Genomic DNA, 25,990 nt, shown 5'->3' on the forward strand with positions numbered 1-25,990 from the left:
TCCCGCCGTCGTCCGCTTCTTTAAGACGTCCGCTTCTTTAATCGGCGATTTGGACAGTTGCCTCTATTTCCACCGCGAAGCCCAGCGGAAGGGAGCTGACCCCGATAGCCGTCCGGGCCGGCAGCCGCTCCGTGCCGAACGCTAGGGCCAGCACCTCGGTGGCGCCGTTGGCAACAAGATGGTGCTCGGTGAACCCGGGCGTGCTGTTCACAAAAATGACGGCCTTCAGGACGCGGGCCACCCGGTCCAGCCCGCCGAGGTGGTCGCGCACAGTGCTGAGCAGGGAAAGCATGACGGCCCGGGCCGCCTCCTTTCCCTCCGCCGTTGTAAGGTCCGCTCCCAGCTTGCCGCGGTGGATCGGCTCTCCGTCCGCGAAGGCCCCGTGCCCGGAAACATGGAGGACATCCGCATGCCGGGTGATGAGGGCAAAGGTTCCAACCAGCGGGTGCGGTGGCGGCAGCACCAATCCAGCACCGGCGAGCTTCTGCTCAGGCGTCATGTGGTCATCCCCTAGCGTGTTCGGGCCCCGTTTCCAGACTAGCGGTCCAAGGATTCCCAGAGACCGCCGGGAACAACTGCGCCCCTTATTCCGTTGGCATCGCTACGAGCATGCCGCCTGCGTCCAGCCGGCACCCAACAGAACGGAACCACATGGTCAGGGCTATCTGGAACGGAAAAGTCATCGCCGAATCCGCGGACACCGTGGTGGTGGAGGGCAACCACTACTTCCCGCGCGACGCCGTCAACGCCGGCTACCTGCGGGACAGCGACCTCTATTCGGTCTGCCCATGGAAAGGCAGGGCCAGCTACCACACGCTGGAAGTGGACGGGAAACTGAACGTGGACGCGGCCTGGTTCTATCCGGAGCCGAAGCCGCGCGCCAAGCAGATCGAGGACCGCATCGCCTTCTGGCGGGGCGTGACCATCGAGCACTAGCAGAGCGGACGACGCCGGGAGGTTCCCGCCGTCGTCCGCTCCCTTGTGGGCCGCCCCGGTCAGTTCTTGGCGACGTCCAGCTCAATCACGGCCCAGGACAGCGCCGGAAGCGTTGCCCGGAGCTCGGAGCCGCTGGCCTTCGCCCCTTGCAGCGGCTTGAGTCCCACCTGGTCCGGGCGGTCCTGGCTGTTGGCGGTGAAACGGTCCCCGCCCTCAGGGATCTCCAGGACCTCCGCGCGGACCACCTGGCGGGCATCAAACCCGCGCAGTGAGACGTCGATGTCCGCCGCTTCCTCCAGGCCGCGGTTTGCCAGGAAGAGCGCCACGCGGCCCGTCTCCTCGTTCCACGTCGCGCTGACATCCACCAGGTCGGTGCCGCCGAAGCGCGCGTTTTCGTACTTGTCCGAGTCAACGGACAGGCGCAGGATCTGTCCCGTGGCCAGCTCGGCCATGCGGGCGAACGGGTGGAAGATGGTCTGGCGCCAGGCCGGGCCGTTTTCCTCGCTGAGGATCGGGGCGATGACATTGACCAGCTGCGCCTGGTTGGCGATCTTGACGCGGTCGCCGTGGCGGAGCAGCGAGTTCAGCAGGGTTCCCACCACCACGGCATCCGTCACGTTGTACTTGTCCTCGATGAGCCGGGGGTGCTCGCGCCAGCCGGCCTTGGCGACGTTGCGCAGCTGGTCCTCGGTGTCCCGGCCGCGCTGGTACCAGACGTTCCACTCGTCGAAGGACAGGTTGATGTGCTTCTTGTGCTTGCCCTTCGCCCGGACGGCGTCGGCAGTCGCGATGACTGATTCGATGAAGTAGTCCGTATCCACTGCGCTGGCCAGGAAGCTGCCGGCATCGCCGTCGTGCTCCTGGTAGTAGGCGTGGAGGGACACGTAGTCCACCTCGTCGTACGCATGCGTCAGGACAGTCTGTTCCCAGGCGCCGAAGGTGGGCATGCCCGAGTTGGAACTTCCGCAGGCCACCAGTTCGATGTCCGGGTCTACGAAGCGCATGGCCTTGGCGGCCTCCTGCGCCAGGCGGCCGTATTCCTCGGCAGTCTTGTGGCCGATCTGCCACGGCCCGTCCATCTCGTTGCCGAGGCACCAGAGCTTGATGTTGAACGGATCCTTGTGGCCGTTCTTCGCGCGGAGGTCGGACCAGTAGCTGCCGCCGGGGTGGTTGGCGTATTCCACGATCTCGCGGGCCGCTTCCACTCCCTTGGTGCCCAGGTTGATGGCTTCCATGATTTCCGTGCCGGCCTGGCGGGACCAGTCGACGAATTCGTGCAGGCCGAACGCGTTGGTCTCCACGGTGTGCCAGGCGCCGTCCAGCCGGCGCGGACGGTTCTCGCGCGGGCCGATGCCGTCCTCCCAGTTGTAACCGGAGACGAAGTTGCCGCCCGGATACCGGATGACGGTGGCCCCGAGTTCCTTGACGAGCTTGAGGACGTCTTGCCGGAAGCCTTTGTCATCGGCTTCCGGGTGGCCCGGTTCGTAGATGCCGGTGTAGACGCAGCGGCCCATGTGCTCCACGAAGGAGCCAAAGAGGCGGCGGGGAACTTCGCCGATGGTGAAGTCGCGGTCGAGGGTGATCCGTGCGCGGGACATGTACAGCACTCCTTGGTCGTTGTTCAGGTCTGTTTCGTGGCGTTGGTTTGCAGGCGGAAGGTGGCGGTTCAGGTTCCGGCGAGGCCGGTCGTCGCGACGCCCTTGATGATCTGGCGCTGGAAGAAGAGGAAGACGAGGATGAGCGGCAGCGCAGCGAGCAGGGCGGACGCCATGTTCTGCGCGTACTGGATGCCGTAGGCGCTCTTGATGGTCTGCAGCCCCACCGGCAGGGTGAGGAGTGCGCCGTCGTTGGTGGCGATGAAGGGCCACAGGAAGTTGTTCCAGGCGCCGATGAACACGAAGATGGCGACGGCGGCCAGGATGGGCCGGGACAGCGGCAGGACGATTTGGGTGAAGATCCGCATGCGGCTGGCGCCGTCCATCACTGCCGCTTCTTCAAGTTCGCGGGGAATCTGGTCGAAGAACTTCTTGAGCACGAACACCATCGCCGGGTGGATGACCTGCGGCAGGATGATGGCCCAGGAGGTGTCGATCATGTGCAGGGCGAGCATCTGGTAGAAGAGCGGGATGATCAGGACCGGCGGCGGGACGATGATGGAGGCGATGATCACCGTCATCAGCACCTTCTTGCCCTTGAAGTCGATCCGGGACAGCGCGTAGGCCACGAGCGCAGAGATCACCAGGGTGATGGCCGTGATGGCCGCCGAGGTGTACAGGGAGTTCCATGTCCACAGCGGGATGTTGCCGTCCTGGAACACTTTCACGAACGCTTCGGGCGTAAAGCCCGACGGCGGGACCCAGCTGATCTTCGGAGCCGCGGCATCCGTCTCGGTCTTGAAGGCGGTGGCGGTTGCCCAGGCGAAGGGGACCAGCCAGAGGACTGCGATCAGCGCCGCGACCGCGACGGCGGCCATCTTGCCTGCCGTCATCTTCTTGCGTGGCTGGCGGAGGTCCTGGCTGGTACGCGTGCCTGACTCGGGGCGGTCGAGGGTCTGAATTGCCATGGTTATGCACTCCTGCGGCGGGTGATGACGAACTGCATGACCGAGACGAGCACTATCAGTCCGAAGAAGATGTAGGAGATGGCTGCGGAATAGCCCAGCCGGTAGCCGGTGAACCCGGTTTCAAAGATGTACTGCACCACGGGCCGGGTTGATCCTCCGGGCCCTCCGGCGGTCATCTGGTACACCTGGTCGAAGATCTTGAGCGAGGCGAGGATCTGGAGGAGCACGATCATCACGGTGGTGGGGGTCAGCTGCGGCAGGGTGATGGAGAAGAACTGGCGCCAGGCCCCGGCACCGTCGAGGGATGCTGCCTCATAATGCTGGTGCGGGATGTTCTGCATCGCCGCCAGGTAGAGCAGGAAGTTGAACCCCACCGTCCACCAGAGGGTGGCAATGACGATCGCCCACATGGCCACGTTGGGGTCGTTGAGCCAGGCGACCTTGGGGATTCCGATCTTGGACAGGGAATCGTTGATGAGGCCAAGCTGCGGGTTGTACATCCACGTGAAGAACAGTGAAACCACGGTGGACGCGAGCAGGTACGGGGCAAAGTAGGAGAGCCGCCACAGCCATTGGGCCGGCAAACCGACGTTGAGCAGTGCCGCCATCACCAGGGCCACCAGCACCAGCGGGACCGTGCTGATCACGGTGAAGTACAGGGTGTTGCCGAGTGAGCGCCACATGCCGGCGTCGGACAAGGCTTCGGCGTAGTTCGCAAAGCCGATCAGGCTGTCATTGGCTCCGGTCAGGGACTTGCCGGTGAGGCTCATGTAGACGCCGTAGAGAAGGGGCCACACAAGGAAAACGAGGAAGAAAACCAGGAAGGGCGCGGCGAACCCCCAGCCGCTGAGGTTGCTCCTGGTGAGGCTCCCGGGGCTCCGCCGTGCTGCTAGTGAAGAACTCATGAAGGACTCCTTTGTCGCTCGGTGGGTTTAGACGGGGTTGGGCCGGGAAAGCAGGTGGTTGGTGCGCTCTTCGAAGGCGTCCCAGCCTGCGGCCGCTTTGTCGCGGCCAAGGAGGACGTTCTGGACGTTCTCCGCGAAGTAGGTCTGCCAGTCAGATCCCGAGCCGCTGAACCAGGCTTCGGGGTCGTAGGCGATGACGTCGGCCGCATTGGCGTAGTGCGCCTGCGGCGTGAGGTCCTTGTAGGCCTGGGACTGGACCACCGGCTGGTACGCGGGAATGTGGCCCGCTTCTGCCCAGGACAGTGATCCCTTGAGGACGTCGCTGACGAACTTGTAGACGTCGCGGCGCTTCGTGTCGTCCACGTTCAGCTGCCGCGGAAGGACGAAGGAATGCGAGTCTGCGTAGGCAGCCGGGGTGCCGTAGAGCGTGGGAATGGTGGCCGCGTCCACCGGCAGGCCCGCCTTCTTGAGCGTCGGCAGCTCCCAGACGCCGCTGAACAGCATTCCCGAGCCGCCGCGGGCGAATTCCGCGATGCCCGTGCTGATGTCGCCGCTCTTGGCCGCGATGGTGTCGTCGAAAAGCGATGCCATGAAGTCCAGCGACTCAATGGCTGCGTCACGGTCGACCTTCATCGGCTGGCCCGGCGTCAGGGTCATGTCCGCGCCGTGCTGTTTGTAGAGCGTGTAGAAAAGCCGCCACATCTGGGATCCGCTGCCAAGGTAGCCAAAGGACAATCCGTGGGCCTGGGTGACCTTCTGCATCTCCCTGGCCATGGCCAGGAACTCCTGCGGGGAGGCCACTTCCTGCAGTTGTCCGTTTCCGGCCAGGACTCCGGCCTTCCCGGCGACGTCCGTGTTGTAGAACATGACGAACGGATGCGAATCCAGGGCGATGGAGAACACCTTGCCGTTCTGCTGGCTCTTCTCCCAAATGCGCGGGGCGAAGTTGTCGCCCGTGACGCCGTGCTCTGCCAGCAGGGAGAGGTCCCAGGGGTCGATCAGGCCGCCGGGGGCGTAGCCCGGCACCCGGCTGGCATGCATGATCGCCAGCTCCGGCGGACGTCCGCCCGCAGAGGCCATGGCCAGTTTGGTGTAGTACGGCGGCCCCCACGCCAGCACGGTGGGATGCACCTTGAACGCAGGGTTGGCCTGGTTGGCGCCGTTGATCATCGCCTGCATCTTGATGCCGTCGCCCCCGGACAGCAAATGCCAGAACCCGATGTCCCGCACGCCGGCAGCCTGGGCGTTTCCGCCGCAGCCCGTCAGTGCGCCTGTTGCCAGGACGCTGCCCAGGGCGGCCGTTCCTGTCAGTAACTGCCGGCGGGACAACTGTTTCCCGGGCAAAAATTCAAACTGCTTCACCAATCACTCCTTTGGATGGGTCCGCTGAAAGGTTCCTACTGTTGCCTAAAGTTCCGGTTCCGGCGCGCTCCGTCCCCGGCAGATGCCTTGGGGGAAGTGACGCAGGTCTCACGTTACATCGATGTAATGGCTGCCGCAAGGAAAAACTGTTAGCGCCAACAACTTGGTGGAATGCTCTCGTTTCAGCCGCGGCTGCTGTCCCGCTCCACGATCGTGTAGTCGATGGAGACCACGCGCTGTTCCTGGCCGCGGTCCGCCATCCGCTCCGTCAGGAGGCGTAGGGCTTCGCTGGCAATGCCGCGCTTGTCGAAGGAGACAGTGGTCAAGGAAGGCACGGCGTAGCGGCCGTCGGCAATGTCATCGAAGCCCGCCACGGCAATGTCGTCCGGTATCCGCAGGCCCCTCTTCCAGAGCACGCTCAGGGCGCCGATTGCCATGGAATCGGTGAAGCAGAACAACGCTTCCGGAACAGGATGCGTGTCCAGGTAGGCCGTAAGCGCATCGGCGGCGGTCTGCGGCGTCCATTTTTCGCAGGGGATCAGCAGCGACTCGTCCCGGTCAATGCCCAGGATCCCCAGGGCCTCTTCATAACCTTGCGTCCTCTGGATCGCCGCGGCGGATCCCCTGCCCTCGGTGGTTCCCAGGATGGCGATCCGGCGTCGCCCGGACGCGGCCAGGGCGAGGGTCATGTCCCGCGCGGCGCCGACGCTGTCCACGTGCACACGGTCGGCGAGCTTTTGCTTGACCTCACCGAGCAGGACCACCGGCGGCAGGGCAACGCCCACCTGCACGGCACTCTCGTCCAGCACTACGGGATTAAGGATGAGCCCGTCGATCAGGTTGGAGCGGGCGCGCACCATGAGTTCGTGTTCGCGCTGGGGATCCGAGCCGGTCTCCTCGATCTGCACGATCCAGCCCTGCTCGTGTGCCACTTCGACAATATTGTGGGCAATTTCTGCCGAGTACGGCGTGCCCAGGTCAGGCAGGGCCAGCGCAATCACGCCGGACCTCCCGTTACGCAGCCCGCGGGCGGAGAGGTTGGGGACGTAATCCAGTTCGAGGATGGCCTGCTCCACCTTGGACCGGGTGGCCCCGCTCACCGGAACGATGCCGTTCATCACGTTCGAGACAGTCTTGGGTGAGACCCCGGCACGGCGGGCGACATCCTTGACCGTTGCGCGCAATGCTCCCCTTCCAAACTTTCCGGGCAAGAGCCGGCAGCGAGTGGCCGCCTTCCGACGGCGGGCCTGCTGACGATTTTACCGCCAGTCGGGACGGACGACGGCGGAACCTCCCGCCGTCGTCCGCCTCCTGCGTGAGGGGTGCAGGCGGGGCTACCAGCCCGGCATTGCCGGGGGTAACGTGGCGATCAGGCTGATACCCGTTCAAGGAGGAACCCGGCATGGAAGTCGTCACTATCGAAACGCCCCAGCTTGGCGACCGCACCTACCTGGTCCACGACGGCGCGGTGGGCATCGTCATCGATCCCCAGCGGGACACCGACCGGGTGGACAAGGCCGTCGCGGACGCCGGGGTGAGGATCACGCACGTTGCGGAAACGCACATCCACAACGACTACGTCACGGGCGGCCTGCAACTCGCCAAGGACCACAATGCCGCCTACCTGGTCAACGCCGCGGACGACGTCCCGTACCGCCGCCAGCCGATCTCGGACGGAGACACGGTGCAGGTGGGAAGGATGGTCCTCAAGGCGGTGGCCACGCCAGGGCACACCCACCACCATCTCTCCTACATCGTCACGGACGGCGAGCGCCAGGCCGTTTTCTCCGGAGGGAGCCTGCTCTACGGCTCCGTGGGCCGCACCGACCTGGTCAGCGACGAAGACACCGTGCCGCTCACCCACCACCAATACGCCTCGGTGCGGCGCCTGGTGGACGAGGCGGGCAAGGACGCCGGGCTCTACCCCACCCATGGCTTCGGCTCCTTCTGTTCCTCAGGCCCGGCCAGCGGGGCGGAGTCCTCCACCATCGGCGAGCAGCTGAAGGAAAACCATGCCCTGACGGATCCGGACGAGGACCACTTCGTCCAGGAGCTCATCCACAACCTCACGGCTTATCCGTCCTATTACGCCCATATGGCCCCGATCAACCTGGCAGGACCCACGGCGCCGGACCTGGAACTGCCCGACTCCCTGGACCAGGATGAGCTGGCGGCCCGCCTCCAGCGGGGAGAGTGGGTGGTGGACCTGCGGAACCGCATTGCCTTTGCCAACAGCCACCTCAGCGGCAGCGTCAGCTTCGAATACGGCGACGGCACCAAGTTCACCGCCTTCCTGGGCTGGGTCCTGCCCTGGGACGAACAACTGACCCTGGTGGGTGAGCACCGGGACGTGGAGAACGCCATCCGGGACCTTTCCCGCATCGGGATCGACAACCCGGACGCCGCAATCGGCAGCGGACCCGGGGAACTCGCGCCCGGGGCACCCACCTCCTCCTACCGCAGCGTTGGCTGGCAGGAAGTGCTGCAGAGGCCCACCGACGAGCCCCTCCTGGACGTCCGCCGCACCGACGAGTTCGAAGAGTCGCACATCCGCGAGGCAACAAACATCCCGGTCCACGAGCTGCTGCGCCGCATGGACGAGGTGCCCGCCGGGCGGCTGTGGGTGCACTGCGGGTCCGGGTACCGCTCTGCGGTGGCGGCAAGCCTGCTGCAGCGCGCAGGCCGCGACGTGGTGCACATCGATGCCAAATTCCGTGACGCGAGGAAGGCCGGCCTCGCCCTGGCATGAGGGCTCCGCCGGCGTGAAACGGTGCCTGCCGTGTCAGAGGTTCGCGGCCTCTTCCTCCGCCAGCCTGATCATGCGGAGTTCGTCCTCCACGGCGCGGGACGGCCAGTAGTCCTTGGCCAGCTCACTGGCCCGGACCCTGTCCGCTTCCGGGATGAGCTTGCCGAGCAGCCCGCCCGCCTGGAGCAGGGCGATCAGCGCTATGGTCCTGGGTTCGGGGGCCTTGGTACCGGTCTTGGCGGACGCGGAATCCTGTACCTGGGCCCCCGCGGTGCCGGCATCGGTGGCCGTTGCGTCGGCGGCCCCTGTGTCCGGTGGCTCGAGGTTGGACGGTGCACCGCTGAGTGCCGCTTCGATCTTTTTCAGGAGTGCGGCCTCCGGAGCATGGTCCTTTTCCGGGTAGCGCACGGCGCGGAAAAGGCCCAGGTGCCTTTCGCCGACGTGTTCCACGATGCCCAGGGAGGCCATCCCCTCGTAGACGCGCTGCACTTCGGCGCGGCTCTCAAGCGCCGAGACCCACCATCGTGGAGTGTGCGGCCGTGACTTGCCGCGGAGGAGCTCCAGCTCGTGCTGCAGATGGGTGTCCGGAGCAGTGCCGGCAACCCTGACGTGCTTGCCCTGCAGCTCGATAGCACCGAGCAGGTCCAGCTCGGCCAGCACAGCACCTGCCAGCGTGGTCCGCAGTGCGAAGACCGGAATTTCGGGTTTTCCGGTGGTGTCATTTGTGGCCAGCAGCAGGAACGCCTGGGGAAGGCTCAGTTCCATCGCTTTCGGTGTTTCAGCGTCCATAGCACCATGGTGCGCCTGCCTGGCAGCGGCTACTACGGCCGAAGTACCTAGTTTCCCGGCGGATCGGCAGGCATAAGCTGATACCGTAACGTCTCTTCCAGCGCCGGGGAGGTCGCCGTGGACACCGAAACTGCCGAAGTGGTTGACCATGATGTCACCACAATCACCTGCGTGTGCGGCAACACCGTCAGCAAGGACGGATTGATACAGGCCAACTCACGCGGCGTCCCCGTGCATTCAGGAGAACCCCCTGTCCCGCCGGAATTGGCGGAATGGCCCGCCGATGAGGACCTCTACACGCTCTGTCCCTCCTGCGGCCGCGTCTACCGTGACGCAGTCATCGAAGAAACAGGGACTGCGCCCGTTGCCTTCCGGGTCGACGTCAAGGACGGTCCCATTGCCGAGGCCATCCGGGTCCACTGGAACCTCTCCACCTGAACCACGGGCAGAAGGAAACGGACGACGGCGGGACGTCCCGCCGTCGTCCGCTTGCGTGTCGCATCCGGAGGGGTCGCCGGTGGGCGGCGTTGCTGGCACACTGGCCCCATGAACGAGGCACTCTCCCCCTCCCGCAGGCCTGGCATCCGGGCAGCGATGTTTGTGGATTTCGACAACGTCTTTACCGGCCTGCAGGCACTCGATCCGCTGGCGGCGAAGCGGTTCGCCGAAGACCCGAAGCATTGGGCTGACGCATTGTCAGCCGGCGGTTCCGGGGAGGGGCCCCGCCGCTTCCTGATCCGCAACTGCTACCTGAACCCGATGGTGTACTCGAAGTACCGGACATATTGGACCCGGGCCGGTTTCCGCGTGATCGACTGCCCGTCGCTCACGCAGCGGGGGAAGAGCAGCACGGACATCAACCTGGTGCTCGATGCCATGGACGCGCTCTCCGGAAGCGGCGGGATCGAAGAGTTCTTCATCGCCTCGGCCGACGCCGACTTCACGTCCCTGATCCAGCGGTTCCGTGCGGCTGACCGGATGACGACGGTCATCGCTGCCGGCGCGGTGGCGTTCGCTTACCGGGAGATGGCGGACCACGTTGTGGAGTCCCACGATTTCGTTGCGATCCTCAACGGAACGACGGTTGAGCCCATTCATGCGATGACGTCTGTGAAGCAACCGCAGGTTCCTCCCGCAGCCAAGGCCAAGACGAAAGTAAGCTCGCCGGCAATCCGTGAGGTCCTGGAGTTCGTGCGCTCCGCGCCGGGACCGGTTGTCGGCGCGATGGTGGCCCACCGGGCGCTCACGGCAGACCCTTCCCTGAAGACGGACTGGGGCGGCTTCGGAAAGTTCGGGACCTGGGTCTCGCAGATCGGCAAGGACGTGGAGTATTCGGCAGCCCAGGGCGGCTGGGTCTGGGACGGGAAACGGTTCTCGGTCGAGGATCTTCCCGTGCCGGCGGAGCAGCAGCCGGGCGTCGAAGAGCAGGTCACCCGCGTGACGGATGTGCCGGCTCTTTCAGCGTCCCAGTTCCGGCAGATTTTCCAGTCCTTGGCGGCCCGGCTTCATGAACATCCGGTCAACCGCACCGAGCTGAGCCGCCAGGTGCGGGACGACTGCGTTAGTGCCGGCCAGCCGGTCTCACGCAACGCGGTCAGTTTCGTCCTGCAGGGCCTCGCGTACGCCAACTTCCAGCTCAGCGACCAGGCGACGGCCGCGGAACTGGCAGCAGCGTGGACGGCGAATGTGGAAGAACTCTGCCGGGTGGCGCTGCTGGAGTTCGATGCCGCTGAAAAGCTGGCGGTGCGCCGGTGGGCCAGCGGCGGGCTGCTGGATGCCTAGACGTGCTGGTCGAAAAGCACCGGGTTGCCGTCCGGATCCAGCACCATAAAGCTCGCCGGGCCCTTGGTTCCCTCGTCCGCTTCGGAGACGAACTCCAGGCCCTTGGCCTTCAGTTGCCGTTGGATATCACGCACGTCGGTGAACGGGTCCACCGCCTCGGCGTCCTGGTTCCAGCCCGGGTTGAACGTGAGCATGTTCTTCTCGAACATGCCCTGGAAGAGGCCGATGACCGTGTCACCATTTTTCAGGATCAGCCAGTTCTGCGTGATGTCGCCGCCGAACCTGCTGAAGCCGAGTTTCTCGTAGAAGGCAGCGGAGGCCGCGATGTCCTTGACCGCCAGGCTGACCGAAAAAGCGCCGAGCTGCATGTCCTACTCCACTCTCCATAAGGGACGGAACTACCGAGTGCTGCCGGCTGCTGTCCGGCGCAGCAGGAACAGACTACAAGCAGAACGCCGCTTCCAACATGGGGAGATCCATCCAGCCGCATTGGAACCCCAGCACGTAGGCGCCCGCCGTCACGGCCACTGCCTCCGGCAGCTATTATGCTGAGCGGACCATCCTGGAGGATGGGTTGGGGGCACAGGGGGCGCCGGTGGTATCAGGTTTTGGCAAAAGGGATTCTTCGGACGTGCCTGGCAACGGGCTGAATATCCCGGGCGTCCGCCGTTCGCCGAGCGGGCGCATACCGCAGTGGGCCATAGATGAGGCGCTCGGGAAGCTGCAGGACCCTGAACCTTGGCGCGCCGCTCCCACCCCGGTTGCATCAAAGAGGCGGCGCTACCGCGGGACAAGGCCCGGGCGCACCCTGAGGTGGAAATCGGTGTCAGCCACCGTCCTGGGCCTGGCGCTCGTTGCGGGGCTCTACTTCACGCCCACTCTGTTCGACCGGTTCGTCCTGCCAGCAGCCCTGCCCCACCTGCCCGGCGCCGATGTCCCTCCCCCGGGGTTTGAGGCGGCCTCGTCTCCCCTCGGCGTTCCGGCCGCCACAACAGGATCCACCGCGTACGTTCTCCAGGAGCCACCCGACCCGGACCAGCAGTTTGTTGCCTACGACCCGTGCCGTCCGATCCACTACGTGGTGCGGCCGGACCTTGCGCCCCCGGGCACGGACCAGCTCATCCAGCATTCCGTCGCTGCCGTGTCCGCGGCCACGGGCCTGCAGTTTGTGTATGACGGACCTACCACGGAGGCCCCGTCGACGGACCGGGCGGCGTACCAGCCTGACCGTTACGGCAAGAAGTGGGCGCCCATCCTGATTGCGTGGTCCACACCGGAGGAGGCACCGGACCTTGCCGGAAGGGTTGCGGGAACCGGTGGAAGCTCCTCGCTCCAGGTAACAGGCGAGCCGTACGTGTACGTCACCGGCCAGGTCCAGCTTGACGCACCGGCACTGGCTGAAACGCTGGCTTTCCCCGACGGGCCCGCTTTGGTCAGGGCGGTCATCATGCACGAACTGGCGCATGTGGTGGGGCTGGACCACGTGAACGACCCCACCCAGCTGATGTATGCGGAGAACAGCGGGCGACTGGACTTCGGGGAAGGGGACCGTGCCGGCCTTGCGCTGCTGGGCAGGGGGAAGTGCGTCCCGCGGATCTGAAGCCAGCTAAGGGGGCCCTGCCGTTACCTGTTTCAGCAGACACTCCCTAACGCGCCCGATAAGCCGTTGACTGGAGGAAGGCCGCGCACGAGCGTGCCGGCACGGACTGCCAGGGGCAAAGGAGTCATCATGCATACACGAACACTCGGACAGGGACTGCAGGTTTCGGCGATCGGCCTCGGCTGCATGGGCATGTCGCAGGGCTACGGCCCCAACCCCGGGGACCGCCAGGCGATGATCGGGGTGATCCGTGACGCGGTCGGCCTGGGAGTCACCTTCTTTGACACCGCCGAGGTGTACGGCCCCTACGTCAACGAGGAAATCGTCGGGGAAGCACTCGCGCCGGTGCGGGACGAAGTAGTGATCGCAACGAAGTTCGGGTGGCGGATCGAGGGCGGCAAATCCGTGGGGCTGGACAGCTCACCCGAGCAGATCAAACGCGTCGCGGACGAGTCGCTGCGCCGGCTGCGCTTGGACACGCTTGACCTGTTCTACCAGCACCGCGTGGACCCCAATGTGCCCATTGAAGAGGTGGCCGGCGCCGTGGGCGAGCTCGTCCAGGCCGGCAAGGTCCGCCACTTCGGGCTCTCCGAGGCCTCGGCCGCGACCATCCGCGCCGCCCACGCCGTCTTTCCGGTGACGGCCGTCCAGAGCGAGTACTCGCTGTGGACCCGGGATCCGGAGCCGGAAGTGCTGCCCGCCCTGGCCGAACTTGGGATCGGGTTCGTGCCCTTCAGCCCGCTCGGCAAGGGCTTCCTCACCGGGACTGTGGATACGTCCACGCAGTTCGCGGAAGGCGACGTCCGCGGCACCATCCCCCGTTTCACCCCGGAGAACCGCGCCGCCAACCAGGCGCTGGTGAAGCATGTCGCGGAACTCGCTGCCGCCAAGAACGCCACCCCCGGACAGATCGCGCTGGCATGGCTGCTGGCACAGCATCCCTGGATCGTGCCCATCCCCGGCACACGCCGCCGGGAGCGCCTCGAGGAGAACACCGGCGCGACAGCCGTTGCGCTGTCCGCCGATGATGTGGCGGACCTGAACGCCGTCGCCAGCCGGATTGGCGTGCAGGGCAACCGCTACAACGATACGCACATGCGCTACGTCGGGCGCTGAGCGCCACCTGAACAGCCGAACTTTTACGTGCCAACGCCTGAAAAGAGCGGACGACGGCGGGAGGTCCCGCCGTCGTCCGCTTTCCGTTTGGGAGGCGCCGCTTCCTCAGCCGGCCCCGCCCGGCACTTCTAGAGCTGCCCGGTGGGGCCGGTGTCCCCGACTTCCCCGCGCCAGCCGCCGGTTTCGGTACCGCGCGATTCGATGAAGTCCTTGAACTTGCGCATGTCAGATTTCACCTGCATCTGGTCCATCTTCAGTGCCGCACCTGCTTTTTCAGTGAGGGTTTCCGGTGCCCATTCGAAATGGACCCTAACCTTCGTGTGGTTGGCATCCAGGGGCGTAAACCTGATGATGCCGGCATGGGACTTGCCGTCGGTGCTGCGCCAGGCGATCCGGTCGTCAGGCTCCTGGTCGACTATTTCAGTATCGAATTCCCGCTGCACACCGCCCACCTTGGTAACCCAATGGTTGGTGGTGTCAGTCAGTTGGGTCACGGATTCGACACCGGACATGAACTGCGGAAAGGATTCGAACTGGGTCCACTGGTTGTACGCGGTCCGCAGCGGCACTGCTACTTCAACGGTCTCTTCAACGTGTTCCATTGCTTCCTCCTCATGAGGGACGGCCGCAACAGCGGACCGGCAGAGTTTGCCATCCTGCCAGTCAGGCGGCCGCCACTTTTGCACGATAAGTCCGGCGGGCACCGGTGTCCAGACCCTTGGAATTGCCAGAATGACGGCACCATCGGATGACATTGGCCGCCCCAGTCGTAGGCTACTGGTAGGCCGGACGCCTAATGACGGGCCCCGGGTCCCGAAGGGAACGACGAGTGGACAGTAGTGCTGGTTACTGGTTCTTGAGTGCCGCCGAGTGGGGCAACGCGGCCGCCGACGTGCATGCGGGCAATGCGGGATCGCCGTCCTGGTCGGAGGGCAACCTGGTGCGGCCCCTGGTTCACGGTGCCACCTATTTCGCCCGGCTCCACGAGGAGCTGTCCGCCCTGCAAGCGGGAGACCGCGTGTGGTTCACCGACTGGCGAGGCGACGGCGACGAAAAGCTTACGGCGGACGGGCCGGCCATCGGGGAGTTGCTGGCGCGGCTGGCCCGGGACGGGGTGGAAGTGCGCGGCCTGGTGTGGAGATCGCACGGAGAGCGCGTGTCTGCACCCATGAGCAACCTGTCCAACGAGCACCTCAGCCGCCAGATCAACGACGCCGGCGGCGAGGTTCTGCTGGACCAGCGGGTACGCCTCTTCGGCTGCCATCACCAGAAACTGTTCGTCATCCGCAACCGTAATGACCCTTCCCGGGACGTCGCATTCGTCGGCGGGATCGACCTCTCCCACAGCCGCCGGGACGACGCCGATCACATGGGAGACCCGCAGGCGGTGGAGATGGATCCCCGGTACGGGAAACAGCCTCCCTGGCACGATGCCGCCCTGGAACTGCGCGGCCCGGTTGTGGCAGATGTGCTGAAACTGTTCGCGGAACGGTGGGATGACCCCCATCCCCTGGACCGGCGCACTCCTTACCGGATGCTGCTGCAGCGCATGGCCGATATGCCCCGGCACCCCGAGCCCCTGCCGGAAACTGCGCCGCCACCGCCGCCTGCGGGCCCGCACGCAGTGCAGCTGCTGCGCACCTACGGCGTGAAGCATCCTCCGTTCCCGTTCGCACCCGATGGTGAGCGGAGCGTTGCCCGGGCCTACACAAAAGCCTTCGGCCTGGCCCGCTCCTTGATCTACATCGAGGACCAGTACCTGTGGTCTGCCGAGGTGGCGGCCGGAATCGCGGCTGCCCTCGAAGAGAACCCTGGGTTGAACGTGATCGCCGTGGTGCCCCGCTACCCGGACTCCGACGGCCCGCTGGGAGGGCCGCCCAAGCGGCTCGGCCAGCTGCGCGCCATTGAAAAGATGCGCCGCGTTGCCCCCGACAGATTCGGCGTATTCAACCTGGAGAACAGGGCCGGGACGCCGATCTATGTCCATGCCAAGGTCTGCATCATCGACGACACCTGGTTCACGTGCGGATCGGACAACTTCAACCGCCGGTCCTGGACCACGGACAGCGAGCTCACCTGCGCGGTCATCGACACCTCCGCTGGCCAGGGGGAGGCGCCCAGTGCAGATACTGGTTCCGGGGCGTCCCGGCCTTTGGCCCAGGGGCTCCGGCTCCAGCTCTGGGCCGAACACCTGGGCCTGGACCAGGATGACCCCCGGCTGCTCGCTCCGGAGGGCGGCCTCGCCCTGTGGAAGGCAACCGCGGACGCTCTGGACCATTGGCACGAAACCGGCCGCCTCGGGCCCCGTCCCAGGGGACATGCACGGCACCACACCACAGAACCCGTGCCGCGCCTTCAGCGGCTCTGGGCGGATCCTGTCTACCGCCTTCTGGTGGACCCGGACGGCCGCCCCCGCAAAATCCGCGGCACAACCAAGTTCTAGGCAGGATCCACCGCGCCAGCCGGTACATTTGAGCCGATGATTTCCATTGACCGGGACGACCCCGCCCGCGGCGACGTCCATCAACTCCTCAGCGAACACCTGGCGGACATGTTCGCCACCTCGCCGGCCGAAAGCGTCCATGCCCTGGACCATTCCGCCCTCTCGGCGCCGTCAATCACGTTCTGGACCGCCCGTGAGGACGGCGACCTGCTGGGGTGCGGCGCACTCAAGCTCCTGGCGGCCCCTGCCGGCCCGCCCAGGCACGGCGAGATCAAGTCCATGCGCACTGCGGCAGGCGCTCGGGGACGGGGCGTAGCCACCTTGATGCTCCGCCATATCCTCGACGACGCCCGCACCCGGAACCTCGAGCGCCTCTACCTTGAGACCGGTACCGAGGACTACTTCGCCCCCGCCCGGCGCCTGTATGCCCGGAACGGCTTTTCCGAGTGCCCGCCTTTCGCCGGCTACGTCCTGGACCCCAACAGCGTCTTCATGGAGCTCCGACTCTAGGACCCGCTCCAGCGGACACCGGAAACACAGCCCGGGGCGTCAGGCGGCGAGGCGTCAGGCGGCGAGGCGCGCCAGTATGGCCTGTTCCAGTGGGCTATCGGTTGCTGGCAGGCAGCCCGGCGGCCAGAGTGGTGGTTCCCGGTCCGGGTGCTCGGCGGGATAGCATCGGCCGGTCGGCGAAATCCAGCCGGGCGGCCGATCCTTTCCTGCCTGCATCGGTGTCCAACCCGACCCGTGTTTGAGCCGGTGGTGCTTCGGGCATGCCTGCCCAAGGTTGCTGATTCCGGTGGTGCCGCCGCGCTGCCAGGCGGTGAGATGGTCCGCCTCATTGTCCAGGCTGTTGTTGCTGCAGCCCGGGAAGGTGCACGTGCCGTCCCTCATCTTGAGCCACCGCTTCAACGCTTCCGGGAGCCGGTAGCTGGTGCGCCCGATTTCCAGCGGCGCTCCATCCCTCGGGTCGACCAGGACGCGGTAGAACGAGTTGGCACCGTCGGCAACGAGCCTGCGTGCAATCGACGGCGGGACCGGCCCCAGCCCATCGACCTCGGCGGGTTCGTCCGTAAGGCCCAGGAGGGAGAAGACCGGAACGGTAACCAGTACATCAGCCTTAGGGGAAGGCACGTCTCCGACGTCCTGGTTCGCACTGCCCAGCAGCAGCCCAGCGGCGATGTCCGCGCGCAACTGGCTCAGGTTGCGCGGTTCGCCCGGGCTTTGAAGGCCGCGGGCCAGTGCCGTCGACTTGTTCCAGATAGCCAAGGCCGTATCTCCGGGAAGGTACAACGACAACCAGGCCATGCCGTCCCGGTCCGGGCTGAACTCCATCCGCCGGTCCCCCACGCTCTTTGCGTGGCGTGCCTCAAGCGACTCGGGGTGGTGGCGTTCCCGCCACGCCCGGACCTTACGCCGGAACCGGGCAGGCGCCAGCTCTCCGGGTGCGGCACCGCGGGCCGGTCGGGGCGCGTCCGGGTCGAAGAAGTGCGCCTCCAGGGCAGAGGCGGCTGCGGGGCTGAGGCCGGTTGTTTCGTCGACCACGATGCGGGCGTGCTGCCAGCCGATGGTGCCGGTTTGCAGCGCATCGAGTGCCGCCGGCAACGACGTGGTTAGCGCGTGGGCCTCCCCCAGCAGGGCGGACGCGGCCCGTTCACCGATCGTCAGCACGCAGGCGACTTCTGCCACTCGGCTCACCTCCCGCGCCGACGCTTCATAGGCGCTGGCCGGCGGGCCCTCCAGCACCGCTGTAGCCTCCGTGTAGGCAGCCACCAGCTGGACTTTCAACGCCGCCGTCGCGGCCTCAACCCGCGCCAGCACCCCTAACCCGTCCAGGCAGGCCTCGGAAAGCTCCTGCAGCGGATCAGCATCAGCATCGGGAAGCCGGTAGGGCCCATCCGCGGCGGCCGACGGGCTGGCCACAACACCCGCAAGCTCATCAACCAGCCCGGCCACCGAGCCAACGGCAGCCACCAGCTGGGCCCTGACTTCCGCATCGACAACCACACCGGCTTCCATAACCACAGCATGGCAGGAGGGTCTGACAACGACGACGGCGGTGACCTCCCGCCGTCGACCGCCCACTTTAGGCTGCGTCCCAGCCCTGCGCTTACCCGCCCAGGCGCGCCATCTCCTCGCCCATCGCAGACGCAAAGACGTCGCCCGGCACGTTCAACGCGTCGAAGTGGACACCACAACACAGATTGCCGCCGTACGAGACAGCCGCGACACCGAGCCGTACGTTTCCCGGAAGAATCCCAAGGGGCCAGAGGGCGATAACCGGGGCTCCGGCGAGGCGGTAAGTTCCTTTCGGACCCGGCACGTTGCTGACGAACCCGGCAACAACACGCTGCGTCCGGGAGAAGCGGTCCAGGATGCGCGCACCAATGGGCCCGCGCATAAACTCCAAGGTGCCTTGATCCCTTGCCCGCACCTTCTCCTCACGGGTCTGGGCGGCGATGAGCCGCAGGCGCACGTCGGGGTCGGGCTCGCCGAGCGGCAGCTGCACAAGCATGACTCCCACTTGGTTGGCTGCAGCCCCGCGGCGCCGCAGCGCCACCGGCACTGACACCGGCAACCGGGCGGCGATCGGCTCGCCGGCAGCCGCCAGGACCGCCCGGAAGCCGGCCGCGGCCGCGGCGAGGAGTGCGTCATTTACCGTGGCACCCCGCGGACGCACCGCCGTCTCCAGGGCTTCGATATCTGTCTGCAGAAAAGCGACGCCGCGGTGCGAACTGCGCTCACCGAGCAGCACCGTGCCACCCACGCCAGAGCCCCACAGGGTCTTGAGGATACGAAACAGGCCGGTCGTAACACGACGCAGGGTGCGGCGTACATTGTTCCCGGGCTGGGACTGCGGCGCCACTGCAGGCCGGCGCAGATGCGCCTCACCCGCCGGCTGCTCCCCCGGTTCCCCGGGATCAAAGAGCTGCTGCACGATCACCGCCGCTGTCATCCCGTCGGCCACCGCATGATGGATCCGCAGCACAACACCCACGCCCGTCGCTGAGGCGCCCGGTACCACCAGGACCTCCCACATCGGGCGGTCCCATGCCAGTGGCTCCCCCGTCAGCTCGGCACATTTGTCCTGAAGTCCCCCAAGACCATCGACGGGCTCCACGAGGCGGATGTGGTGCTCGACGTCGGGCACGGATTCAATCCAGTGATGTCGGCGGCCCACTAGGGTTACGCTCTTGCGGAGCGCCGGCAAATCCGCAATCCGCTCGCTGAGTGTCGCCCTAAGCCGCGCCATGTCCGGTGTGCCGTCCGGAGCCAGGAAACCGCCGGGCCCGAGCAGGCAGGCGGCCAGGAACACGTTGACCTGCCCGGCGTGGTCGAGCACCAGGTTCGCCTCATCAGCAGGGGCCAGCTTTTGCGTCGCCGGGTGCATGCCTTGACAGTAACTGCGAAACACCGGCTTGTCAGCGCGTGGGCGGACAGGAAATCACTGCAGCCCCTAACGTCACACAACGCCACCGCATCCAGATAAGGACAGGCAACGCCCTACCCTTAACAAGTGACTTTGACTAAGATGCGCACCGCCGCCGCGAGCTCCCTCGCCGCCGCCGGTCTCCTGTTTACCCTCGCCGCCTGTTCCGCGCCGGCCGCCAGCCAGCCCACCACTTCCGCGCCGGCCTCCTCCGCAGCCGCTTCGTCGAGCGCCGCACCCAGCACAGCATCCGGCACGGCCGGCCCTTGCGACGGCGTGAAGGTCATCGTCGATTCCGGCGCCCTGAAGCAGGCTGCGGCTGACAAGTCCGTGTGCGTGCCCGTGGACGGTCCCACCGCTGCATCCAAGGTGCTCGAGGAAGCCAATGTAAAGACCGTTGGCACCACCCAGTACCCCAACGAGCTGGTGTGCCGGGTGAACGGTGTACCCGCCGCGGACTTCGACATCAAGCACAAGGCCGGCACGTACAAGGAAGAGTGCACCGGCATGCCCGCCGCCTTCGCCTACTGGTCCCTCTGGCTAAAGAAGGACGCCGGCGCCTGGGAATACGCGCAGGAAGGCCTGGACAGCCTCAAGCTCAGCCCCGGCGAGAGCCTGGAACTGCTCTTCACCGTCGACGGCGAACCGGCCGCCCCCGCGGCATGACCTTCCGACCCGCGCCGCTGCGCGCCGGCATTGCTCTCGCCGTCGTGTTCATCGCGGCGCGGGTCATCTACCGCGTCCTTTTCAACGGCGCGGGCCTTGGCTCGCCCATCCTGCTCGACCTGCCAGCCATGCGGCTGCCGGCCCCGTACGCCCACGTGGTGTTCCTCGGTCCGGTCACCGGGCCCGGGCTGTGGGCGGCGGTCCTGTCCGCCCTGCCGATTGCCGGGCTGTTCATCGGGTTCGGCCTGCTAAACGCATTCGTGGACGTGGCCCGCGGCTTCGTGCATCTGGCCCGCCGCGGCCCCATGCAGGGCTTGGCCCGCACCCTGGTCGTGGCGTGGGCGGCACTCCCCGCACTGGCCGACGCCGTGACCTCCGTCCGCCTGGCGTTCCGGTTGCGGGGCGAACGCTTCGGGCCCCGCGCCCTGGTGCCCGTACTCGAGCGCACCCTTGAACACGCGGCCCGGGTTGCCGCCGCCCTGGAGCTGCGCGGCTTCGGGAGCCGCGCCGCACACCAACCAGGGAACGACGACGGCGGCCCGCTCCTGGTGCGCGACGCCCGGTTCCGCATCGGCGACGCACAGGTCCGCGTTGCCGGGTTCACGCCGCCGAGCGGGTCCATCACTGTCATTACGGGGCCCACGGGCTCCGGCAAGTCCACCATCCTGCGGGGCATTGCCGGCCTGCTCTCCCACGTTGACGGCGGCGAGATCTCCGGCACCGTGCGCATCGCCGGAACGGACCGCGCCGCCACGCCGCCCCGCGATACCGCCCGGCTCATCGGCGTCGTCCTGCAGAATCCCCGCGCCGCCTTCGCCAGCACCCGGGTGCGGGACGAGATCTCCCTTGCCCTTGAGCTGCGCGGCATGCCATCAGCCGCGGCCAAGGCCCGGGTGCTGGAGGTCGCCGAGCGCATCGGGGTCTCGGCGCTGCTGGACCGGAACATCAGTACCCTCTCGGCGGGGGAGGCAACGCTCGTGGCCATCGCCGCCGCGGTGGTGGAGCAGCCTCCCCTGCTCCTGGTGGACGAGCCGCTGGCAGACCTCGACACCACGGCCCGCAGGCACGTAATCGCCGTGCTCAATGCCCTCGCCGGTGACGGCGTCTGCATCATCGTGGCGGAGCACCGGGCGGCAGCGCTCGTCCCGGTTGCCGACTCCTGGTGGACTATCGCCGACGGCGCCCTGGTGCCGGGCGCCGCGCCGTCGCCGCCTTCGCACCGCGATGCTTCTCATCCAGCGCCGGCACAGCCTGCGGGCGACACGCCCGTGCTGACAGCGACCAACCTCGCGGTGCACCGCAAGGGCACGCCGCTGGTGCGCGACGCGTCCCTGGCCCTGTACCGCGGCGAAGTGGTGGCCCTGGTGGGGCCGAACGGGGCCGGGAAGTCGTCCCTGCTCGTGGCGCTTGCCTTGGGTGAGGGGGAGGGCGGAGTAAAAACCAACGACGGCGAAACGGCCGACGGCGGTCGCGTCGCCCTGGTGCCGGACGCCTCGGACGACCTCTTCACCAGGGATACGGTCGAGGGAGAGCTCCGTGCGGCCGAGCGGCGCCTTGCGCGCCGAAAGAACGGCCAACAGCCCGCGCCCGGCTCTGCGGCGTCACGCCTGGCCCGGCTGCGGGGCGACGTCACTATGCCCATTGGACACGAGCATCCTCGGGACCTGTCCGCTGGCGAGCGCAGGGTCCTGGCCATCGCGCTGCAGACCATGGACAGTCCCCCGGTGCTCTTGATCGACGAGCCCACCCGCGGGCTCGATCCGGCTGCGCGCAAGGCGGTCTCGGCCGCGCTCCGGTCCGCGGCGGATTCCGGTACCGCTGTCCTGATTGCCACGCACGACCACGACTTTGCCCACGGTCTCGGCGCCCGGATCCTCCCGATGCGTGACGGCGTCGCGCCTTCCCCGCCGGTGACTGACGCGCCGGAACCGCTTGCCCTGCTTCCCCGGCAGGCGGGCGCCCGGCCAAAGCCAATCACCGAACCGGACACCGGCGCAGCAACAAAGCCCCGCATCCGGCTGCCGCGCGGCGTCGAACTCGCCGTCCTCGGAACCGCAAACCTCGTAGCCCTCGCAGCGTTCTGCTGGCCGCTGCTCGCCGCGGCCCTCCCGCAGGACGCAGCCGCCGCCCTCCCCTATGCAGCGCTGGCAATCGCGCCGCTCGCCGCCGTCGCCATCGTGGTGTCCCTGGACGGCTCAGTCCGCTCCGCACACACGGTCGCGCTGCTCGGCGTCCTGGCCGCCGTCGGCACGGCTGTCCGGGTGGCGAGCACCGGCGTCGGGGGCGTCGAAGCAGTGTTCATCCTGCTGATCCTTGCCGGCCGGGCGTTCGGCGCGCGGTTCGGCATGCTGCTCGGCGCCGCCACCATCGCCCTCTCAAGTGCCCTGTGGGGCGGGATCGGGCCGTGGACTCCGTTCCAGATCTTCGCCTGTGCGTGGGTGGGTGCGGGGGCGGGGCTGCTCCCCCGGCGGGTGCGCGGCAGGGCCGAACTGTGGATGCTGGCCGGCTATGGTGTGGTGGCGTCCTACCTGTTCGGCCTGCTGACCAACCTGTGGTTCTGGCCCTTCGCGGTGGGCGCCGGCACCGGCATCTCGTATGTGCCCGGCGCGCCGCTGGGCACCAACCTGAGCAGCTTCCTGCTGTACTCGCTGGTGACGTCGACGGCGGGCTGGGACACCCTGCGCGCCGTCACGACGGTGATCGGCATCGCGGTGGTGGGGCGGGCCATCCTTGCCGCGCTCCGGCGGGTAAAGCCGGTCTCCAGCGCAGGCGGTCAAGCCGAAAAGGCTCATTCCGCCCAGGCCAAAGACCGGCTTCACATCGGGGTTTGAGGCTACTGATGGAACGCGCCGACCCGATGGCTCGTCAGGGTGTCGTACTTTGCGCGGCCTCAGTAAGGAGACGGCGGGCATCGTAGTCCGTCAGGAATGCCTGGTCCTCGAGGGCTCGAACGCTGCTCTTCACGGCCGCCACGTAGTCGCCGTGGTTCCCGTACAAGCCATCGAGCACGTCCTGCCCAAGGGGCCGCTCGTAGCCGGCGATGAAGCAGAACGACGCGCCGGTGGCAGTGCCGTACCAGGTGCTCGTCGGAGCGTCGAGGAACGGCGAGCGCAGGCCGCCCTGCACGTTGCCGAACTCGTCCAGCACCGGCGCGCCGTCGCGGACGAGGATCGGTTCAGCGCGCGGCGGCGCGATGCCCTCCCGGACCCAGAGGTCGAGGTTTTGCAGGGCGGAGTTGAAGAAGATGGAGCTGGGGAACCTGCTGCGCGGCCCCTCGTTGCAGGACGCGGGCGGGACAGACCGGCCCGCGGCGATGATGTCTTCGGATGAGGCCGAGAAGGTGAGCTCGTCCGGTGTGGCGTGGCCGGCGCCCGCCATCTCGTAGTGCCGGTACCGGTCCCCTGGAGCGTCGCTGTCGGCGCGCCGGGATCCGATGCCCCGGAGGTAGTCAGACTGGGACATGATCCGCATGATGGGCACCCCGACGTCCTTGAACTGGCGGCGGACGTCGTTGGCGGGCGGGGCAGTCTCGCACTGGTTCATGGGGTACGCGCCAGCGAACGCGCCACCCGCCACAGCGACCATGTATGCGTCATAGACCGGCTCGCCGTCGGATTCGACGACGAGCGGGTGGACGCCGTTGATGTAGTTGACCAGGAAGCCTCCGGTCTGGGAATAGCCGAAGCCGTAGGCGTGCTCCACGCGGGTGGTCGGCGATCCGTAGCGCAGCGGGTTGGCAGGATCATTGCTCTTGAGCCAAGCGCCGACTTGCGAGTAGATGTCCCAGATCAGGCCGTTCTCCGTCGTCCGGGACGAGTCAGCGGCCACCGTTGCGCAGTTGCGGGGATCGGTCAGCGGCAGCGGATTGGCGAAGGACAAGGCCTCGTACCGCGCCGAATCGAAGTTCTTGAGCGCCTCAACGGCAATCGGCTTGGCGGTGATGCCTACCCAGGCGTCTCCGTTGGCGACGATCTGCTCATGGGCCATTGCCCAGCCGATGTTGAGGTCGAACAGATTACTGGGGTTGAGCATCTCAACTACCACGTTGCCGCTGAACTTCTGGCCCTCGGCCGGCTTACGGACCAGGACGCGGGTGGTGTAAGGGGCGTCGGAGGTTCGGATCTGGGCGGGACCCGCGGTGGGCCAGCTGTAGACATTCGAGGTGCCGCTGACCAGATACTCCTCCTCGTCATAACCGAGCTTCGATAGATCCTGGGAAACCTCTTGATGGCTGGCCGCACCGAACGGGTACGACTCGGCGGTAGCCGCCAAGGGACCCTGCACAGTGGGTACCGGCGTCGCCCCGGCAGACTCTGCGCCCTGCCCGGGCGGAGCGGGAGCCTCTGCGTTGGCTGGAACGGCTGACGCGCTGAGGCCCGCAAAGGCGAGGGACAGCGTCAGCAGGATGGATGCTCGGGCACGGGTGTTCATCGATGCTCCTTCTCGGATCCGGGCTGCACTGCCCGGCGCGCTCCGGAACACAGGCTTCGGCGCCGTGTGCCCTTGCTGCGAGATCGACGCTCAGTTCAAACGTGACAACGTCAGGGAGCGATGTTACTCCACAGTAGATATGGTTGACCGAAACGGTCAAGGGTAGGTATTGACTGTCATGGCGCCAACGGTGGCGCAGCGAGCATCAACCGCAAATCCTGTAAATAGGGGTGAAGCCGGTCTCCAGCGCGGGCGGTCAAGGGGGCGCAGGCTTTTGCAGCGGGATGGATCAATGTCGCTGTGAAGGTCATAGTGGGAGGATCCCTAGGATTCGCAATTCCCCGTGGATAGTCTGGGACAGGATGCCACTCTACGGAGGGTCAGGGAGAATGTGATCGAAGCAGCTGCTGCGGTAATCGGCCGGAACAATGTCACCATATCCGGCCGGGATGATGGGCCTGTGATGATGTTCGCCCACGGTTTTGGCTGCGATCAGGCTATATGGCGGAAGCTGCTGCCCTATTTTGTTGATGATTACCGGCTGGTGCTTTTTGATCATGTTGGTGCAGGACACTCCGACATCAGCGCCTATGACTGGGACAAGTACGGGTCCCTGAATGGGTACGCGTCGGACCTGCTGGAGATTTGCGCCGCCCTTGAACTCGATGACGTCATCCTGGTGGGCCACAGTGTCAGCACGATGATCGCCGTGATCGCCGCAGTGCAGGACCCCAACCCTTTCTCCCACCTGGTCCTGCTTGCTCCTTCACCCCGCCATACGGATGACCCGTACGACGGCTACGTGGGCGGGTTTTCGCGGGAAGACATCGAGGGCCTGCTGGCATCCCTGGACAGCAACTATTTCGCCTGGGCCGCGGCCTTGGCGCCCATGGTGATGGGCAACCCGCAAGAGCCGGAGCTGGCGGAGGATCTGCGTGGCAGCTTCTGCAGGACAGATCCGACCATCGCCCGGCACTTCGCCGGGGTAACCTTTTTCTCCGACACCCGCCCTGAACTGAAGAAGGTGCGCACCAGCTGCCTGATTCTGCAGTGCTCCGACGATCGGCTTGCCCCGCCGGAAGTGGGCGCCTACCTGCACAAGAATCTGGAACACAGCACCCTGGTGCAGCTCCAGGCCACCGGGCACTGCCCCCACGTCAGCGCCCCGGAGGAAACGGCCCGGGAGATTCTCCACTACCTCGATACCCGTTCCTGACAGGCGCC

The 25,990-nt window shown here is 66.6% G+C and carries 23 protein-coding genes; 11 read left to right on the plus strand and 12 right to left on the minus strand.

Annotated features, from left to right (window positions below):
* Positions 1-37 precede the first annotated feature (37 nt).
* Positions 38-499 (minus strand): RidA family protein, encoded by a 462-nt coding sequence (locus tag SMD14_RS17490; protein ID WP_157240898.1) that lies wholly within the window; start codon positions 497-499, stop codon positions 38-40.
* A 152-nt stretch (positions 500-651) separates the two neighbouring features.
* Here SMD14_RS17490 and SMD14_RS17495 point away from each other — a divergent pair, with 152 nt between their 5' ends.
* Positions 652-936 carry a DUF427 domain-containing protein gene (locus SMD14_RS17495; RefSeq protein ID WP_157240896.1) on the plus strand — a complete coding sequence of 95 codons (285 nt, stop codon included), beginning with the start codon at positions 652-654 and terminating at the stop codon, positions 934-936.
* 59 nt (positions 937-995) lie between these two features.
* On the opposite strand, the gene SMD14_RS17500 is transcribed toward SMD14_RS17495, so the two are convergent.
* From SMD14_RS17500 to SMD14_RS17520, 5 genes are all read right to left on the minus strand, one after another.
* Entirely contained in the window at positions 996-2,534 is a 1,539-nt protein-coding gene (locus SMD14_RS17500; protein WP_321214474.1) for an alpha-N-arabinofuranosidase, read from the minus strand.
* Between the two features lie 68 nt (positions 2,535-2,602).
* Complete coding sequence (locus tag SMD14_RS17505) at positions 2,603-3,499, minus strand: carbohydrate ABC transporter permease (protein WP_321214475.1); 897 nt, start codon at positions 3,497-3,499, stop codon at positions 2,603-2,605.
* A 2-nt stretch (positions 3,500-3,501) separates the two neighbouring features.
* Positions 3,502-4,404: a carbohydrate ABC transporter permease gene (locus tag SMD14_RS17510; RefSeq protein ID WP_157240890.1), complete on the minus strand. Its 903-nt coding sequence runs from the start codon at positions 4,402-4,404 to the stop codon at positions 3,502-3,504.
* 27 nt (positions 4,405-4,431) lie between these two features.
* On the minus strand, positions 4,432-5,766 hold the full coding sequence (locus tag SMD14_RS17515) for an extracellular solute-binding protein (RefSeq protein WP_321214476.1): 1,335 nt from the start codon (positions 5,764-5,766) through the stop codon (positions 4,432-4,434).
* Positions 5,767-5,948: 182 nt separating this feature from the next.
* Positions 5,949-6,950 (minus strand): LacI family DNA-binding transcriptional regulator, encoded by a 1,002-nt coding sequence (locus SMD14_RS17520; RefSeq protein ID WP_321214477.1) that lies wholly within the window; start codon positions 6,948-6,950, stop codon positions 5,949-5,951.
* A 218-nt stretch (positions 6,951-7,168) separates the two neighbouring features.
* Between SMD14_RS17520 and SMD14_RS17525 the strand changes: the two genes are divergently transcribed.
* Complete coding sequence (locus SMD14_RS17525; protein ID WP_321214478.1) at positions 7,169-8,515, plus strand: MBL fold metallo-hydrolase; 1,347 nt, start codon at positions 7,169-7,171, stop codon at positions 8,513-8,515.
* 33 nt (positions 8,516-8,548) lie between these two features.
* Here the strand turns inward: SMD14_RS17525 and SMD14_RS17530 are convergent, their stop codons facing one another.
* Positions 8,549-9,301 carry a GPP34 family phosphoprotein gene (locus tag SMD14_RS17530; RefSeq protein WP_321214479.1) on the minus strand — a complete coding sequence of 251 codons (753 nt, stop codon included), beginning with the start codon at positions 9,299-9,301 and terminating at the stop codon, positions 8,549-8,551.
* 117 nt (positions 9,302-9,418) lie between these two features.
* On the opposite strand from SMD14_RS17530, the gene SMD14_RS17535 reads away from it, so the two are divergent.
* Both SMD14_RS17535 and SMD14_RS17540 read left to right on the plus strand, forming a co-directional pair.
* Positions 9,419-9,739, plus strand: coding sequence for a hypothetical protein (locus SMD14_RS17535; RefSeq protein WP_231754857.1), 321 nt, complete (start codon positions 9,419-9,421; stop codon positions 9,737-9,739).
* 108 nt (positions 9,740-9,847) lie between these two features.
* Positions 9,848-11,083: an NYN domain-containing protein gene (locus tag SMD14_RS17540; RefSeq protein WP_321214480.1), complete on the plus strand. Its 1,236-nt coding sequence runs from the start codon at positions 9,848-9,850 to the stop codon at positions 11,081-11,083.
* Here SMD14_RS17540 and SMD14_RS17545 read toward each other — a convergent pair.
* Positions 11,080-11,451, minus strand: a complete 372-nt coding sequence (locus tag SMD14_RS17545; protein WP_321214481.1) for a VOC family protein — start codon at positions 11,449-11,451, stop codon at positions 11,080-11,082. The two genes, SMD14_RS17540 and SMD14_RS17545, sit on opposite strands and share 4 nt — an antisense overlap.
* Positions 11,452-11,906: 455 nt before the next feature.
* Here SMD14_RS17545 and SMD14_RS17550 point away from each other — a divergent pair, with 455 nt between their 5' ends.
* Entirely contained in the window at positions 11,907-12,683 is a 777-nt protein-coding gene (locus SMD14_RS17550; RefSeq protein ID WP_321214482.1) for a peptidase, read from the plus strand.
* A gap of 129 nt (positions 12,684-12,812) precedes the next feature.
* Entirely contained in the window at positions 12,813-13,799 is a 987-nt protein-coding gene (locus tag SMD14_RS17555; RefSeq protein WP_321214483.1) for an aldo/keto reductase, read from the plus strand.
* Positions 13,800-13,927: 128 nt separating this feature from the next.
* On the opposite strand, the gene SMD14_RS17560 is transcribed toward SMD14_RS17555, so the two are convergent.
* Entirely contained in the window at positions 13,928-14,401 is a 474-nt protein-coding gene (locus tag SMD14_RS17560; protein WP_311216710.1) for an SRPBCC family protein, read from the minus strand.
* 227 nt (positions 14,402-14,628) lie between these two features.
* Here SMD14_RS17560 and SMD14_RS17565 point away from each other — a divergent pair, with 227 nt between their 5' ends.
* Positions 14,629-16,242, plus strand: coding sequence for a phospholipase D-like domain-containing protein (locus SMD14_RS17565; RefSeq protein WP_321214484.1), 1,614 nt, complete (start codon positions 14,629-14,631; stop codon positions 16,240-16,242).
* A gap of 36 nt (positions 16,243-16,278) precedes the next feature.
* Positions 16,279-16,752, plus strand: coding sequence for a GNAT family N-acetyltransferase (locus SMD14_RS17570; protein WP_157240867.1), 474 nt, complete (start codon positions 16,279-16,281; stop codon positions 16,750-16,752).
* Positions 16,753-16,806: 54 nt separating this feature from the next.
* On the opposite strand, the gene SMD14_RS17575 is transcribed toward SMD14_RS17570, so the two are convergent.
* Positions 16,807-18,258, minus strand: coding sequence for a DUF222 domain-containing protein (locus tag SMD14_RS17575; RefSeq protein ID WP_321214485.1), 1,452 nt, complete (start codon positions 18,256-18,258; stop codon positions 16,807-16,809).
* 91 nt (positions 18,259-18,349) lie between these two features.
* Positions 18,350-19,630, minus strand: coding sequence for a wax ester/triacylglycerol synthase domain-containing protein (locus SMD14_RS17580; RefSeq protein WP_321214486.1), 1,281 nt, complete (start codon positions 19,628-19,630; stop codon positions 18,350-18,352).
* Positions 19,631-19,756: 126 nt separating this feature from the next.
* Here SMD14_RS17580 and SMD14_RS17585 point away from each other — a divergent pair, with 126 nt between their 5' ends.
* A complete protein-coding gene (locus SMD14_RS17585) occupies positions 19,757-20,335 on the plus strand; it encodes a hypothetical protein (RefSeq protein ID WP_321214487.1) in 579 nt (192 codons plus the stop codon).
* Positions 20,332-23,166, plus strand: coding sequence for an ATP-binding cassette domain-containing protein (locus SMD14_RS17590; protein WP_321214488.1), 2,835 nt, complete (start codon positions 20,332-20,334; stop codon positions 23,164-23,166). The genes SMD14_RS17585 and SMD14_RS17590 overlap by 4 nt, the downstream gene beginning before the upstream one ends.
* A gap of 34 nt (positions 23,167-23,200) precedes the next feature.
* Here SMD14_RS17590 and SMD14_RS17595 read toward each other — a convergent pair whose 3' ends face one another.
* Positions 23,201-24,766: an alpha/beta hydrolase domain-containing protein gene (locus SMD14_RS17595; protein WP_321214489.1), complete on the minus strand. Its 1,566-nt coding sequence runs from the start codon at positions 24,764-24,766 to the stop codon at positions 23,201-23,203.
* A 391-nt stretch (positions 24,767-25,157) separates the two neighbouring features.
* Here SMD14_RS17595 and SMD14_RS17600 point away from each other — a divergent pair, with 391 nt between their 5' ends.
* Positions 25,158-25,982, plus strand: coding sequence for an alpha/beta hydrolase (locus tag SMD14_RS17600; protein WP_321214490.1), 825 nt, complete (start codon positions 25,158-25,160; stop codon positions 25,980-25,982).
* The last annotated feature ends 8 nt before the right edge of the window (positions 25,983-25,990 follow it).

The organism is Pseudarthrobacter oxydans (assembly GCF_034258515.1).
Classification (GTDB): domain Bacteria; phylum Actinomycetota; class Actinomycetes; order Actinomycetales; family Micrococcaceae; genus Arthrobacter.